The following is a 15078-nucleotide window of genomic DNA, read 5'->3' on the forward strand; positions in this document are numbered from 1 at the left end:
CCAGGGCTGCCTATGGTTTTCCTTCTCAGACATTATTCGTTATTGCTTCAATTTATCTTCTTTCCTCAGATCTTCTTTGCCTAAAGATAGCATATTCGCAAATAATCGATAGGCACCTGAAACGCCGGCGGGAAATTCTCTAAAAAAACTCAAACCGGTATAAACAAAATGACCTTTTCCATATTTGGCTACCAATAAGCTTCCGTTTTTTGGCGTTTCACCCTTATCGTGCATGGAAAGTATCGGGGTGAATTTATTACTCCAGGAATCCGGAAAATACAGCCCACGTTCCTGTGTCCACCCTTCAAAATCGGATTCGGAAATTTTGTTTGGATAATTTAATACGGGATTTTTTGGGTCGAGAAACGTTATTTTCGCATTTTCATCGGTAACCCGATCGCGTGATAAATTTATCTCGTAGGGCGCCAGTTGATCTACTTTAAGGCGATAACTATTGTTGTACTGAACCACCATGTTACCACCATTTTTAACAAAATCAAAGAGCTGTTGTTGTTTGTATTTTAAAGCATCTACCACATTGTAAGCACGAATCCCAACAACAACGGCATCAAATAAACTCAATGTTTCAGGATTGATCTCTTCGGGTTTTAGAATGCGTACATTGTACCCAATTTGTTGCAGACTTTCGGGTACCACATCGCCGGCACCTTGAATGTATGCTATTTTTTCACCACGTTTTTTGATGTTCAAACGAACCACTTTGCTTTCACTTGGTAATAAAACTGTTTGAAAGGGGATGTGTTCGTAATTAATTTCAACTAACTCTCGGGTATACGTTTTGTTACCTACATGAACCAGGGGAGCAATAGTGCCTTCATCTTCGGAGTCCGGGGGGATAACAGAAAAAACCAGCGTTTGTTCTTCTCCTTTGTTCTTGATGTTAAACTTTTGCTGTTCCGGAATGACAGTCCACCCTTGAGGATGTCTTAGCTCCAAAGTGCCTTCTAAATTATCGCGTCCTGATCTTACGATTACCGATACTTCCTGAGCCTTATTGGTATCGAAAATAATCACTTTTTCAGGGAGTTTTGCAGCGGCTTCAGGGATAATTTCAAACGGACGATACAATTCCCCTTTATCAGGTTTGGCAAAGCGGTAAACGACATCTTTGGTGATGGTTAAGGGAACATTATCGATGATCAAATTAAAATCCACCTGATAGGCTCTAGGCGTTTCCGGTAAACCGATCAAACTTTTATCATCTACCTTGTACATACCCAAGGTTCCTTTTTCATTTAACCAATAAGGACTCGTTGGTTTTTGGTTTGGATCTACTTGTAAGGTGGCATCAAAACTATAATCTACGTTGTTAGCCAGTTGTTGATTTTTTAAATTCGGTTCTGAATTGTTAAAATTATAACTCTGTAAAGTGACATTCTGAGCACTTCGATTTAAAACTTCAATGGAAACCGGTACAGCTTCTCCCGGAGTGGCCCAATTTGTTGCTGCGGAAGCTTCTAAATACAGTCCGGCACACATGGTAATGATGTTTTTGATCTCCTTGGTTTTTAAATTACGCCAGTGGTCGTCATCGATCTGTTGAATCAGTTTATAAGCATTTAAAAGCTGCGGAATATGGACTGAAGGATTATTGAAGTTGAAATGAGTTTCTACCTGCTTTAGAATGGTACCAATAGCTTCGCCATTCTTAACGCGTGTCCATGTGGTGTTGATTCCGGCAAAAACATCATTTTTATTTTGAAGCGGAACGCCCTTCAAAAACTCAATATATTCCTCCTGAGAACCACGTTGTGACAAACGTCCAAAACCCTGACATAAATGCTGACTGCTCGCCAGCGATGCAATTTCGTTATTCGACATGCCTTTAGTTGGGTAATAAACACCAATATCCAAACTGAGCATATTACTTTTGTCTGCTTTATCAAAGTTTTCGCGACTGCCATACATCCACCATCCGGTATTAAAAAATATTCGTTTGGGTTGCCATAAAGTGGTCCGATCCAATTGATCCGGATAAGCTGATTTATCATTGGCCAGATCAAAGGCTTCGACGCTTAACATCGCTGAGCTTGTATGATGCCCGTGTGTTGTTCCGGGCGTTCTGTGATCAAATCGGTTAATGATCACATCCGGTTTAAATTTTCTAATAGCTAAAACCACATCACTCAAAACTTCATCTTTATCCCAGATCTGTAGCGTTTCTTCCGGATTCTTGGAATAGCCAAAATCATTGGCTCTGGTGAACATTTGTTCGCCTCCATCAATACGTCGTGCAGCTAATAATTCTTCGGTTCGAATAACACCTAAAAGCTCACGGATTTCCGGACCAATAAGGTTTTGTCCGCCATCCCCACGAGTCAACGCTAAATAACCGGTGCGTGCTTTTTCATAATTCGACATATAAGATATAAGTCGGGTATTTTCATCATCAGGATGGGCAGCAACATAAAGAACGGTGCCTAAGAAGTTTAATTTTTGAATGGCTTCATAAATGTCATTTGAAGCAGGTGCTTTTGGTTTTTGTGCGTAAGAAAATGAAAATGAGAATAACAGGGAAAAGAAACCGAGGATGATTTTTTTCATAGTAATGGTGTTAGCTTTTCACCAAATATAAAAAAGAAACCAGCAAAAGCACTGGTTTTAATCTTTCTTTAACGGTTTCTAAAGGTTCGTTTTTTCATTAATTTGAAGTCTTCGGAGCTACTGAAGGCATTGCTTTTCCTTTGTCTTCAAAAAACAAGCGTTGCAAAGAATCAACTTGTTTCATAATGTTTTTAATCTCGCCTTGTTGCTGTCCAAAACTTTGTGAGAATAATTCCTCCATGTTATACCTACCACTTATAGAATCCTTTTTAAAGAAATCGTCAAAAAAGTTATCGGGCATAACGTGGTTATTTTTGAAATAACGTTCAAAAACAGTTTTCAAACTATCATTCATTTTATCGGAACTGGAATAACTGTAACTATAGATCGAATCATACCTCGTGAGATTCCCATTTTCATCATATTCTTTATTCACCTGAATATTCTCTTTCGGCATAACGGAATCAGTTTGTTTCATTTGTTTTTCCTGGGCGTGGCCTAACAGAAAAGATAGTATTGAAACGTGAATTAAAACGATTTTTTTCATTTTTAAAAAAGTTTAAATGAGACATGAATTTCCGATCAAAAAATTACCAAAAAATAGAATAATCAGTCTATTTTAAATTGCTAAATTTTTATTAAAATTTGAAGGACAGAACTTTAAATTCAGGGCTTTACAGCCATTTCTTTCGTTTGAAATATAAGATCATTCCAATTAAAATAACAGCCATAATGCCAAGGACGATATAATAGGCGTTGTGATACTTTAACTCAGGCATATATTCAAAATTCATCCCATAAACCCCGGCAATAAAGGTAAGCGGAATAAATATGGAAGCCATTATGGTAAGTACCTTCATCACTTCATTCATTTTATTACTTATGGACGACATATACATATCCATCAATGAGGAAACCATTTCGCGATACACATCAATGTCTTCACAAACCTGAACAAGGTGATCATAAATATCTCGGTAAAATGTGAGTGCATTTTTTCCAATCAGGTTATTTTCGTTTTTTTCTATGCGATTAATAACTTCTCTGGACGGAAACACAATGCGTCGGGCTCTTAAAACTTCGCGTTTAAGATTGAGGATCGTTTTACTCGCATCGTTAGCAATATTTCCTGCCAAAATATCGCTTTCGAAATCTTCAATGGTATCTCCCAACACGTCAACTAAATTCACATAGTGATCGACAATGGTATCCATAAGAATGTAGAGCAAATAGTCGGCTCCCATATCTCGAACACGTCCTTTTGAGGTACGAATACGGTCTTTTACCATATCGAAAATATCCAGATCAGATTCGTGGAAGGACAATAAGTAATTATCGCCAAGAACGAAATTTATTTGTTCTGATACAACGGCATCGTTATTGCTCGTGTCGATGTAGAGCATTTTAAGAACCACATAAAGGTAATTCTCGTACTCATCAATTTTAGGACGTTGTGAAATGTTTACAATATCTTCCAGAACCAAAGGGTGAATGTCATAATGATTCCCTAATTTCTCAATGGCATCAACATGGTTCAACCCATTTACATTGATCCAGGTTATGGCATCGGTAGATTTGAATTTGAAGGTGTCTTCAATATTCGATAAATTTTCCTCAATGTAATTGTCGGCTTTATAATCAAAAACTTCGATGAATAACTGCTGACTTTCTTTCTGTCCTGTGTAAACAATGGAACCGGGAATTAGCCCCGTTTTATTCTTTCGTTTATGTTTTTTTTTGCCCATAGTATCCTTTGTGCTTTAAAGATACTTAATTTTTAAATCTCATCCTCAACTTCGAAATCTTCGATCGCGTCTTTTTGAATAAGTGTCACTGATTTTTGAATTAAAAGGTTGTTTGGATAGGTTACCAGATCGCCATTTTCTAAACGCAAATGCACTTGAAAGGCGCGAATATCTTCAATGATGGCAGCATCAGGAAAATCGCTATCATTAATTTTAATTTTATCGCCTACTTTGTATGGGAAATTGAAGAACATTATGATACCCGAAGTAATATTGCTAAGGATGGACCAGATGGCAAAAAGTCCGATTCCTATGACTCCAAAAACTGTTGAAAATACCACAGCTAGATTCTGGAATTCTGAACCGAACACATAGGATTCGATAAGAATAGCGATAAGAAAAAGTGCTACCGAAATGTAACGATTGATCAGGCGAATTCGGGCGTCGTTAATATGACTTTTTTTTCCAATCTTGCGAATCGTAAAATGCAGGACATAACGTATGATGAGCAAAGCTAATAATACAAATCCTGAAACGATTAATTGCTGTTGGTTGTTGTTGAAAAATTCTAGCATAAACCTAAATTAATTTGAATTACTGCAAATATACAGTAGAGTAGCGAACTAATTACAGGATTTTAAGAGGATTTATTAAATGCCTAAGGTATCTCGAAGCCTTTCATATGAATTACTGTTTTCGTGCCAATACGCTGTTTTTAGCATTTTTAATTTTGTGGCTTTTGTGGTTAACATTTTATCATTATCCGGATACGTTTCTTCCCAGGACAAAATATCATAGGGAAAATCCGGACTAAAATGTATCTCCAATTCACGCTGTAGATCAGGATATGAAATCCTGTAAACGCCTTGGTGTAAACTGGCATTTGCTTTAAAAGCTTGTAGTTTTTCATGCTTTAATCGCAGATATTCAAATGACGGAATAATCTCGAGTTCACCCACCGGCAGCGACTTTGGGTCTATGCGAAGTTGCGTCCATAATTCATTTTCCAGAATCGTTTTTTGTAAATGAAAATTTTGATCACCTTCGGATTGAAAATAAGAATGGATCGTAGCTTCAAAGTCGGTTCTGTTGTTTAGCTGCATATAGGTTTGTCCGCACCACTCCTGAATCGAGGCAGAAACCTTGATAGCATGCTCTTCATTATTAACGGGATAAAACGTGCTTTGCATGATCGAATAAGGATAAATTCCCGTTGTGAATTTTTTTATGCTATTGAGTTTTAAGACTGAAATATTTTCAGGGTTTCGATAATCGGCTTTAACCTGTTCTTTCGGTAGAAAGTCCTCTGTAACGTAAACCAAAACGGCATGGCCATCGCGCATTTCACCATATCGGGCTTGTTCTAATTTATAGGAAGTTACTTCCGCTTTACCACGATACCAGTAGGCTTTGAATGCCTCGCTTAAGTCTTTTTTCTGAGAGGATTTATCTATTTGAGATGCTTCCTTTTTAGGCTGATTTTCAGAGGAAGTCTTTTGGTTGCAAGAGCTTAAAATAATCGGTAACGCTGCTAAAAACAAAACCGTAGTTTTGATCTTGATGTAGTTCGATTTCATAAACATTTTTGATAAAATTACGAACATCTCAGCGGCCTACCATGTCATTTAACGTTTTATAAACAAGTTGGGTGGGTAGGCCCATCACGTTAAAGTAAGAACCTTCCAAATTAATTACTCCAATTTTACCGATCCATTCCTGGATACCATAAGCCCCGGCTTTATCAAAGGGTTTAGCGGTTTCGATATAGTGCCAGATTTCGTCATCTGAAAGTGCTTTGAAGGTCACCTTGGTACCCTCATTTAAGGTTTTATTGAAGGTTTTAGTCGTAAAACATACCGAAGTGATAACCTCATGGGTTTTATTGCTTAAAGATCGAAGCATCTCGTAAGCTTCCCGAGCATCACAAGGTTTTCCTAAAGCCTCGTTCTCATGCCATACTATAGTATCGCTTGTAATAAGAATATCGTTGTCTTGTAATTCTTCTAAATAGGGCAGGGCTTTCAATTGTGCCAGATAATCACTGATCTCAAAGTGCTTTAAGCGATCAGGAAATTCTTCTTTAACAGGCTTGAGACGAATCTCGAAATCCAAGCCCAGATCTTTAAAAAATGCTTGTCGCCTGGGCGATCCCGATGCTAAAATGATATGATAATCTTTAAGTCGGTCTTGAAGCATAGTCTTAGTTTATTGACATTGTAATTTGAATTTAGTTTTGAGCCCGGAATACCATCAAAATATATTGATAGATGATAAATAATACCAGGATAGCACTCAATATAAAAACAATATAAATTTTTCTGTTACGTACTTTTTCTTCCTTTCGGATGGTCTCTTTAAGATGTTCTTTGGCGCTTCTGCTTAATGATTTATGCGTGAAATCACATTGGTGATGTACATGACTTTTTTGATTGAGGCTCTCTTTTAAATCAGAAAATGGAATTTTTTTGGTTTGGCTAAATACGTTCAGGGTGTTTTTAAATCCAACATAACCAAAACCCATAATATGTCTTCTTCGGACTGGTGCCAAACTCTCGTAGTTTTAATTAATCATATTTTGCATTCACATCTAGGGCCCATTTACCCTGAACTTTCATGACCTGTTGGATCACATCGCGTACAGCACCTTTTCCACCTTTTTTATGAGAAACATATTTTGAAATGGCTTTTATTTCCGGAACAGCATCTTGCGGACAGCATGGTAATCCAACCTTTTGCATCACTTCAAAATCAGGAATGTCATCACCCATATACAATACATTTTCAGGTTTGATTTTATTGGTCTTCATGTAATCGTCCAAACAGCTAATCTTATCCTGAACGCCCAAAAACACATCCTTAACGCCAAGACCATTCAATCGAAAACGCACGCCTTCGTTACTTCCCCCGGAAATCACACATATATGATAACCGTGATTCAGAGCTGTTTTTAAAGCATAACCGTCTTTGATATTCATGGTTCGAACCAGATCACCATTCGTCATTACAATAACGTTTCCGTTTGTTAAAACGCCATCAATATCCAAAATAAAGGTGGTAATATGTTCTAAATATTCTTTATAACTTTTATCTTCCATGGGTATTTTGAATTGATTTTGTTAAGAGTTTATAGATCGCTTTGTGTTCAGGATTCTTCAACAAATCCAAATGCTTTTCAATGGTCTTTTTGTCGTGACGTTTTGCCGGTCCGGTTTGTGCCATATAAGGTGATAGGGTTTGGATTTTTTTAGCGGTTTCCATGATCAGTGGTTTCAAAAGATCGAACTCTGCCGCTTCACTTTCCGTGATCTCATGCCCGATGCGATACAGCTGATTCGTAAAATTATTCACAAAAACGGCTGAAAGATGTAAAACGCGTCGCTGATTACTATTTACGCGTTTTGTAGGACTACCCAAACTCGTGGCCACTTCTTTCAATATAGGATAACTTTTTTTGTCCAGAGTTTCGATGCAAATAGGTACATTTTTAAAATCCATTTCTGCGCCTTTGCTGAATGTCTGTAACGGGTAGAGAACTCCGCGCTTGTTCTTTTTATCCAGATCATGAACATTAACACTTCCCGAGGTATGCACAACCAATCTGTTTTCAAAAGGAAGGGCAGAAGATAATGTAGCTATGGCGTCATCGCTCACAGCAAGAATATAAAGATCGGCCTCCATAAGTTCGGATAAATTATCAGTAATGGCAGTCTTGTTTTTATAGCCTTTGATGCTATCTATCTGACGACTAAACCATTGCGCCACCCGAACGTTTTCGGCCTTTTCAATAGCTTTAAAAAAATGGGTGCCCACATTTCCGGACCCAAGTAATACAACTGATATCATACTGCTAAAATACTAATGAATTACGACATAAACGTATAGAACCTTAAAATTACAGATTTCAATAAAAACCATACTTTTTTAGATTACTTTAACACTATTAAGTAAAGTTTAATACGTAAATTTGCAGAACCCAAAAAAGGGCTACAATTATGCAGGAAAAACTAGCTAAGATTCTCTTCTCTACGCGACTTACAGCTGTTTTATTCATTCTTTTTGCCGCGGCCATGGCTACCGGAACTTTTCTCGATGCGGGAGCCGACAAGTCGCCAACAGCTTTCACTAGAAATTTAATTTACAATGCCTGGTGGTTCGAGGCCATTATGGTATTCTTCGTTATTAATTTTATTGGAAATATTTATCGATATCGCTTGTACAAGAAAGAAAAGTGGTCGACCTTAATTTTCCATTTGGCATTTATCTTCATTTTACTTGGGGCATTTATTACCCGTTACATCAGTTTTGAAGGCATGATGCATATTCGCGAAGGTGCTACCGAGGATACCTTCTATTCACAGAAAACCTATTTGACTGGATTTATAGATGGAAATTATGAAATTAATGGCGTTGCACAACGTCGTACTTTTGAAAGTCAAGTGGATTTTTCAGAACGTTTGGATAACGATTTTGAAGTTAATACAGATTACAATAAGCAACCGGTAACGATCAAGTTGGTCGATTTTATAAAAGGAGCAGAAGAAGATATTATTCCCGATGAAAATGGCGAATCCTATTTAAAATTAGTTGAATCCAGTGGTGGCTCCCCGCATAATCATTTTTTAAAGGTTGGAGGCCCGGTTCAAAGTATTCACAACATTTTATACACTTTGAATAATCCTACCGAAGGTGCCGTAAATATTACGTTTCAAGGTGATTCATTAACGATTCAATCGCCATTTGAAGGTGAATATTTAACTATGGCAACCCAGACACAAGGTAAGTTGGTTAAAGATAGTATTCAACCATTACACCTGCGCTCTCGTTATATTATAGGAAACACCCAATTGGTTTTTCCTAAACCCGTGGTTAAAGGGAAATTTGATATTGTTAAAAAATCAAGAATTCTTAAGAACGATAAGGACGGTGTGAAACTTCAGATCACAACCGGGGGAGAGACCAAAACCGTTGGAATTATCGGAGGTCAGGGTACGGCAGGAAATTATAAAGAAGTAAGCGTTGGAGGTCTCGATTTCACCTTCGATTACGGCTCCAAAATTCTGAAATTACCGTTTTCCATTAAGTTGAATGATTTTGAAGCGGAGCGTTATCCCGGAACTGAAAAAGGGTATTCATCGTATTCCAGTAAGATCACAGTTTTTGATAAAAAGGATGGTGACTTCGATTATAATATTTACATGAATCATATTTTGGATCACGGAGGTTATCGTTTTTTCCAATCGAGTTTTGATCCCGATGAACAAGGAACCGTGCTTTCGGTAAATCACGATGCCTGGGGAACTTTCTTTACCTATTTGGGATATATGCTTTTGTATACTGGACTAATGCTCATCTTGTTCGTGAAAGGCTCTCGATTTGGCGACCTCAAACGGATGCTCGAAAAAGTAAAATCCAAAAAAGCCAAAGTGCTTTCAGTACTCGTGCTTTGTTTCGCCCTACAGGTTCAGGCTCAGGACCATTCTGCTGATGACGGTCACAATCATATGAGCGCATCTCAGGCACAGATCGATTCCATTCTAAAAGCCAACATGACACCTGCGAAACATGCAGATGAATTTGGTCATTTGGTAATTCAGGATCTTAGTGGTCGTATGATGCCTGTGAACACTTACGCTTCCGAGTTACTTAGAAAACTCAGCAAAAGTGATACTTACAAAGACTTTAATGCCAATCAGGTATTTCTTTCCATGCAGGAAAACCCACAATTGTGGTACAGTGTTCCTATCGTTTATCTCAAAACCAGAAAAGACGATTCCATTCGTTCGATCATTGGGGTTCCTAAATCTCAAAAGTATGTGACTCTTGCAGATTTTTTCACAAGTACCGGACAATATAAATTAGGACCATATCTGGATGAAGCTTATCGTACTACATTGCCAAATGCGTTTCAAAAGGAATTCAAAGAAACTAATGAACGTGTGAATTTGTTGTTCAATACCATAGAAGGAATGTCCTTAAAAATATTTCCTTTACCGGATGATGACAATAATAAATGGATTTCCACATACGATTATCGAAACGGCGATTACAAAATAAAGGATTCGTTGTACGCTAATTTCATAAATAGTGGATTCTCTGCCTACTTATATACGCTGGATCAGGCAAAGCAAACAGGCGATTTCTCACAACCCAACAAATTATTAGAAGCATTTAAAACCACGCAGCACAGATATGGTGGTTCTGTAATGTTGAGTGATAAAAAGATAAACACAGAGATATTGTATAACAAGTACGATATCTTTAAAAAGCTATTCAGTTGGTACATCTACGCCGGTAGTTTAATGTTTATCTTTTTGATCGTTCAGATCTTTAATGACAAGAATAAACTCATCAATGGCGGTGTTACTTTGTTTAAATTCATCATTTTAGGCTTGTTCATATTGCATACAGCTGGCTTGATCGCGAGGTGGTATATCTCTGGTCATGCACCATGGAGCGATGCTTATGAATCGATGATCTATGTGGCCTGGGCAACCATGTTCTTTGGTTTGGCTTTCGGCCGAAAAAGTGACCTAACCATCGCTTCAACAGCCTTTGTTGCTTCTATGATCTTAATGGTAGCCCATTGGAATTGGATGGACCCGGCAATTGCCAATTTACAGCCGGTATTGAATAGTTATTGGCTCATGATCCATGTGGCAGTTATTGTGGCAAGTTATGGTCCGTTTACCTTAGGAATGATCCTGGGCGCCGTTTCTTTATTACTGATGACCTTCACCGGCAAAAAGAATAAAAAGAAAATGGATCTCAATATTCGGGAGCTTACTATCATTAATGAAATGGCCTTAACGGTTGGTATCGTAATGCTTACTATTGGAAACTTTTTAGGTGGTATGTGGGCTAATGAGAGTTGGGGTCGTTATTGGGGTTGGGACCCGAAAGAAACCTGGGCATTGATCAGTATCATGGTTTACGCTTTCGTATTGCACATGCGTTTGGTTCCGGGACTCCGCGGACGCTGGTTTTTTAATCTCATGTCCATTGTAGCGTATTCGAGTATTATGATGACCTATTTTGGAGTGAATTTTTATTTATCCGGACTTCATAGTTACGCCAGTGGTGATCAAATTGTAAGTTTGAAATTTATAGGAATTGCCTGTGCCGTTGTGGCGCTTTTAGGTTTTGTCTCTTACCGGGGCTATGCAAAATTTTATAAAAAATAATTTATAGCATTTCTATAACATAGAGATAGATTAACCCAAAGGCTATAGCTAAACCAAAGCTTAAAAGGGTACCTATTAAAATATACTCGGTGAGCTTACGGTCTTTTGCTTTTGATAGATCTCCAAATCGAAAAACAGATTTAGCTGCAATTAAAAAGCCAACACCTTCCCAGTGATTCGTAATAATGAAAGCAAAAACGAACAGGCGCTCTAACATGCCAATATAAGCACCCGCATTTTTTAGAGAAGCTTCATTAGTGAAGGCACTTAGATCCCATTTCGAGATCAATATTTTCATGATGATAGAAGAAACCTTGGTAACACAAAGAAGCCCGGTTATGGTGAGTAATATTTCCGGAGCAAATAAGGCTTGAATATTCCAGGTTATATCCGTGTACATTTGAACTACAAATGCTATAACCGCAATATGTGCCAATTGGTCTAAAGCGAATAACCACCGTGGGTTAAATTTTGAATTCAGATACAATTTTATACCATCGATGATGTAATGCGAGCATAAAATAATCAGTATTCCAAGCCAGTAGTTTGTGTTAAACTGGAGGATAATTACAAGAGCCAAAAGGTGAACCACCATGTGAGCATACAAATACTTTGATCTGAGTTTATGTTCTTGTTTATGATTTACCCAATGCTCAGGTTGGAAAATAAAATCGCCGATAATATGCGCAAGGAATATTTTTATAAAAAGACTCATCATAACTTTTGGACTTGTGTTTTGTAATAGTTTAATAATTTAGAGATCTCGTCGAAGCCTGCACGCTTGAGCACTTTACTGATATTCCCTTGTGATTTTCCTAAAAGTTCAGCCAGATCATTTTGATCCAATTCAGGTTGTTTCAATGTTATTTTGATGATTTCTGAAGCCGTTGTATTCCAGCTGTTCATCGTTAATTGTGCCAGAGCAAACATGGTGTTTAGTGTATCATCAAATGTGTTGTTTGGAGATTTTATCGCCAGTGTAGACTGCTTCATGGTTTCAAAACAAGTTCCCGAATGTTCAAAAGCAGTGCCATTCGATTCGGTAATCTTGTCTGAATCATAGCTTTTATCACCAATGCCAATGGCCAGGCGAACATCAATGTTTTTGAATTGTTTGATGGTGGCTTTTATCAGCGCACAGGCCAATAGTGCCTTATCTGGAGACACTTCCAACTGAAAACTATCTCCCCTATAAATTTCCCATTGTTTCGGAGATTTTCCAAAAAAGGCTAAGGTTTCCTTTAAAGCTGGGAGCCATTTTTCAGGGTTTTCTGCCCTGGAGTTTATGATATCTCCTGTGATGATGCTCGTCATATCATTCGTAATCAAATAAAAATCGAATAACAAATATACAAAAAATATATCCAAAAACGGCAATATTTTAAAATATATCCAAAAACGGTAATATTTCAAAATATATCCAAAAACGGTAATATTTTAATAAAAAGTTATCAAGAACAGAGCCATTTTAAATATTGGTAAAATGCTTTTGAAGTTTATCGAGAGTGATCTCCTTAAAATCCTTGATTACCAGATTGGCCTTTGAATAGTCCTGATTTTTTGAATGAAAGCTATCATAGGCAATGCTGAAAATACCGGCCGCTTGAGCTGCAACAATACCATTCGTAGAATCTTCAATAACCACACACTCTGAAACAGCATGTCCAGAGGCATCAGCTGCCTTTAAAAAGATCTCGGGGTGCGGTTTGGACGCTTTAAGCTCTGCGCCACTAAGTTTCGCTTTAAAGTAGGGATTCAGGTTAAAACGTTCAAAAATACGTTCGATTCCGGCCCTGGAGGCTGAAGAACCTAAAACCAGTGTGATCCCGGCGTCGTGATAATGTTTGATAAGATCTAAAACACCTTCGATAAGATCAAAGTCATTGTCGTTATCAAAAACGTAATCGAAGTGCTTACGCTTAATAGCCACAAGAGATTCCGGATCTTCATTCAGATCAAAATGCTCCACCAGACGTTTGCAAATGTTTATGGTAGATTGGCCGGTGAACGATTCATAAAGCGCCGCGGGAACATCAATTTGTAAGTCCTCGAACATGCGATTATAAGCATAGCGATGCAGCGGTTCACTGTTAATGATCACCCCGTCCATATCAAAAATCACGGCTTTAACCATAGTAAATTTTTTGCGAAGATACGGAATTGTATAACCTTCTTACAACAAAGTTCTTACAAGGAATAACATGGTTAAAAATTAAAAAATTTAATTGTAATTTTAGAACGAACAATTTTCGTATGATGACCAAAGGACGCATAGAAGCTTTTACAGATGGTGTACTAGCGATTATTATAACCATTATGGTTTTAGAACTAAAAGTGCCTCATGGCGGTGCTTTTGAAGATTTAAAACCGCTAATTCCGGTTTTTGGAAGCTATATTCTAAGCTTTATTTACATCGCCATTTACTGGAATAATCATCATCATATGATGCATACCGTGCAACATGTAACCGGAACAATACTTTGGGCTAATATGCATTTGTTGTTTTGGTTATCCTTAGTACCATTTACCACAGGTTGGATGGGGGAAAATCATTTTTCTTCGGCGTCTGTGTTTTTATACGGCATTGTATTACTTGGTGCTGCCTTGGCTTATTTTATTCTTCAAACGACTATTATTAAAAGTCATGGAAAGACCTCCATTTTAGCCCGGGCTTTAGGTAAAGACCTTAAAGGAAAGGCTTCGCCGATTCTCTATATCACCGGGATTGCGACAGCTTTTGTAAATATTTGGATCTCCGGTGCCTTGTTCATAGCTGTTGCGATCATGTGGTTAATACCTGATCGTAGAATTGAAAGGACACTTCGGGATAAAAATTAACCGCTCATTTTTCTTTTTTATCAGACATCCAATTGGTTTTAAAGCAATAGCTTACCAGCATCCGGTTTAAATTCATTTGGTGAATTTCATGATTTAAATATCCCAATTGTATATTGGCGGATTTTGATATGTTGAATCCTAGGCAAATTTGAAACCGGTTTTCATCCATGATCTGGTCTTGGAAATTAAAAAAGAATTCATTCGATGCCGATATAAATAAACTTTTATTCAGTATAATTTTTGATCCAATGCGATAACGCATTCTATGTTTTACATTATGACTATGTTGGTAATTAAAGATCCGTTGTTCTAATCGAATGCGATGATTTATGGGGAGTAAAGCAGTACTTTTGATGTAGTATTGCTCGTAAAAACGGTTTTCAAATAAATGACTGGTACCAACGCTGCTAAATGTTTTGTCAATATCCAGATAACAATAGGCCAGGGTGAACATAGACTTGTTCTTTAGATGATAGTTTACGCCGGTGTAATAGAACATCAAATTGATGTTGTCCAGGGGCTCGAAGGTGCGTAGCTGCAAGCCTGTCTTAAGACTTATTCTCTTCGATATTTGATGATTTCCATCGATCATATACCAGGCGCCTAAGGTGGTTTCTGGTGTTGATTGAGAAAAACTTAACGAGGTTGTAAACAATACAATCAAGATAAAGCGAGGGAAAAGCTTCATGAGCTGGTAATATTTGGGAGTATACTTCTGAGTAATTTTTTAATATCCTAAAAAGAGCTTT

The 15078-nt window shown here is 37.5% G+C and carries 15 protein-coding genes; 2 read left to right on the top strand and 13 right to left on the bottom strand.

Going from position 1 to position 15078, the window contains the following annotated elements:
* Window positions 1–39: 39 nt before the first annotated feature.
* The 9 genes from ABD682_RS10790 to ABD682_RS10830 form a co-directional block, all read right to left on the bottom strand.
* The gene (locus tag ABD682_RS10790; RefSeq protein ID WP_344741353.1) at window positions 40–2565 is read right to left on the bottom strand and encodes a PIG-L family deacetylase; all 2526 of its coding nucleotides are present in this window, start codon (window positions 2563–2565) and stop codon (window positions 40–42) included.
* 97 nt (window positions 2566–2662) lie between these two features.
* Window positions 2663–3112: a hypothetical protein gene (locus ABD682_RS10795; RefSeq protein WP_344741354.1), complete on the bottom strand. Its 450-nt coding sequence runs from the start codon at window positions 3110–3112 to the stop codon at window positions 2663–2665.
* Window positions 3113–3239: 127 nt separating this feature from the next.
* Window positions 3240–4310, bottom strand: coding sequence for a magnesium/cobalt transporter CorA (gene corA, locus ABD682_RS10800; protein WP_344741355.1), 1071 nt, complete (start codon window positions 4308–4310; stop codon window positions 3240–3242).
* Window positions 4311–4342: 32 nt separating this feature from the next.
* Entirely contained in the window at window positions 4343–4885 is a 543-nt protein-coding gene (locus tag ABD682_RS10805; protein WP_344741357.1) for a mechanosensitive ion channel domain-containing protein, read from the bottom strand.
* Between the two features lie 75 nt (window positions 4886–4960).
* Entirely contained in the window at window positions 4961–5887 is a 927-nt protein-coding gene (locus tag ABD682_RS10810; RefSeq protein ID WP_344741358.1) for a septum formation inhibitor Maf, read from the bottom strand.
* Window positions 5888–5915: 28 nt separating this feature from the next.
* Window positions 5916–6506, bottom strand: a complete 591-nt coding sequence (locus ABD682_RS10815) for a Maf-like protein (RefSeq protein WP_344741360.1) — start codon at window positions 6504–6506, stop codon at window positions 5916–5918.
* 31 nt (window positions 6507–6537) lie between these two features.
* Window positions 6538–6858: a hypothetical protein gene (locus ABD682_RS10820; RefSeq protein ID WP_344741361.1), complete on the bottom strand. Its 321-nt coding sequence runs from the start codon at window positions 6856–6858 to the stop codon at window positions 6538–6540.
* A 16-nt stretch (window positions 6859–6874) separates the two neighbouring features.
* Window positions 6875–7405, bottom strand: coding sequence for a KdsC family phosphatase (locus ABD682_RS10825; protein ID WP_344741362.1), 531 nt, complete (start codon window positions 7403–7405; stop codon window positions 6875–6877).
* A complete protein-coding gene (locus ABD682_RS10830) occupies window positions 7395–8153 on the bottom strand; it encodes a Rossmann-like and DUF2520 domain-containing protein (protein WP_344741363.1) in 759 nt (252 codons plus the stop codon). Before ABD682_RS10830 ends, ABD682_RS10825 begins: the two co-directional genes overlap by 11 nt.
* A 149-nt stretch (window positions 8154–8302) precedes the next feature.
* Here ABD682_RS10830 and ABD682_RS10835 point away from each other — a divergent pair, with 149 nt between their 5' ends.
* The gene (locus ABD682_RS10835; RefSeq protein ID WP_344741364.1) at window positions 8303–11491 is read left to right on the top strand and encodes a cytochrome c biogenesis protein CcsA; all 3189 of its coding nucleotides are present in this window, start codon (window positions 8303–8305) and stop codon (window positions 11489–11491) included.
* A gap of 1 nt (window position 11492) precedes the next feature.
* On the opposite strand, the gene ABD682_RS10840 is transcribed toward ABD682_RS10835, so the two are convergent.
* From ABD682_RS10840 to ABD682_RS10850, 3 genes are all read right to left on the bottom strand, one after another.
* The gene (locus ABD682_RS10840) at window positions 11493–12209 is read right to left on the bottom strand and encodes a DUF3307 domain-containing protein (RefSeq protein ID WP_344741365.1); all 717 of its coding nucleotides are present in this window, start codon (window positions 12207–12209) and stop codon (window positions 11493–11495) included.
* Complete coding sequence (locus ABD682_RS10845; RefSeq protein ID WP_344741366.1) at window positions 12206–12859, bottom strand: SatD family protein; 654 nt, start codon at window positions 12857–12859, stop codon at window positions 12206–12208. Before ABD682_RS10845 ends, ABD682_RS10840 begins: the two co-directional genes overlap by 4 nt.
* Before the next feature lie 100 nt (window positions 12860–12959).
* The gene (locus ABD682_RS10850; protein ID WP_344741367.1) at window positions 12960–13625 is read right to left on the bottom strand and encodes an HAD family hydrolase; all 666 of its coding nucleotides are present in this window, start codon (window positions 13623–13625) and stop codon (window positions 12960–12962) included.
* 119 nt (window positions 13626–13744) lie between these two features.
* Between ABD682_RS10850 and ABD682_RS10855 the strand changes: the two genes are divergently transcribed.
* Window positions 13745–14329, top strand: coding sequence for a TMEM175 family protein (locus ABD682_RS10855; RefSeq protein WP_344741368.1), 585 nt, complete (start codon window positions 13745–13747; stop codon window positions 14327–14329).
* A gap of 4 nt (window positions 14330–14333) precedes the next feature.
* Here ABD682_RS10855 and ABD682_RS10860 read toward each other — a convergent pair whose 3' ends face one another.
* On the bottom strand, window positions 14334–15017 hold the full coding sequence (locus ABD682_RS10860) for a DUF2490 domain-containing protein (protein ID WP_344741370.1): 684 nt from the start codon (window positions 15015–15017) through the stop codon (window positions 14334–14336).
* Between the last annotated feature and the right edge of the window lie 61 nt (window positions 15018–15078).

Origin of the sequence: Gaetbulibacter aestuarii (genome assembly GCF_039537665.1) — a bacterium.
GTDB classification, from domain to species: domain Bacteria; phylum Bacteroidota; class Bacteroidia; order Flavobacteriales; family Flavobacteriaceae; genus Gaetbulibacter_A; species Gaetbulibacter_A aestuarii.

Coding starts and splice junctions, on each gene's coding strand:
- ABD682_RS10805 (WP_344741357.1), bottom strand. CDS start 4,885: ATGCTAGAATTTTTCAACAACAACCAACAGCAATTAATCGTTTCAGGA.
- ABD682_RS10860 (WP_344741370.1), bottom strand. CDS start 15,017: ATGAAGCTTTTCCCTCGCTTTATCTTGATTGTATTGTTTACAACCTCG.
- ABD682_RS10835 (WP_344741364.1), top strand. CDS start 8,303: ATGCAGGAAAAACTAGCTAAGATTCTCTTCTCTACGCGACTTACAGCT.
- ABD682_RS10840 (WP_344741365.1), bottom strand. CDS start 12,209: ATGATGAGTCTTTTTATAAAAATATTCCTTGCGCATATTATCGGCGAT.
- ABD682_RS10815 (WP_344741360.1), bottom strand. CDS start 6,506: ATGCTTCAAGACCGACTTAAAGATTATCATATCATTTTAGCATCGGGA.
- ABD682_RS10825 (WP_344741362.1), bottom strand. CDS start 7,405: ATGGAAGATAAAAGTTATAAAGAATATTTAGAACATATTACCACCTTT.
- ABD682_RS10850 (WP_344741367.1), bottom strand. CDS start 13,625: ATGGTTAAAGCCGTGATTTTTGATATGGACGGGGTGATCATTAACAGT.
- ABD682_RS10830 (WP_344741363.1), bottom strand. CDS start 8,153: ATGATATCAGTTGTATTACTTGGGTCCGGAAATGTGGGCACCCATTTT.
- corA (WP_344741355.1), bottom strand. CDS start 4,310: ATGGGCAAAAAAAAACATAAACGAAAGAATAAAACGGGGCTAATTCCC.
- ABD682_RS10810 (WP_344741358.1), bottom strand. CDS start 5,887: ATGAAATCGAACTACATCAAGATCAAAACTACGGTTTTGTTTTTAGCA.
- ABD682_RS10790 (WP_344741353.1), bottom strand. CDS start 2,565: ATGAAAAAAATCATCCTCGGTTTCTTTTCCCTGTTATTCTCATTTTCA.
- ABD682_RS10855 (WP_344741368.1), top strand. CDS start 13,745: ATGATGACCAAAGGACGCATAGAAGCTTTTACAGATGGTGTACTAGCG.
- ABD682_RS10795 (WP_344741354.1), bottom strand. CDS start 3,112: ATGAAAAAAATCGTTTTAATTCACGTTTCAATACTATCTTTTCTGTTA.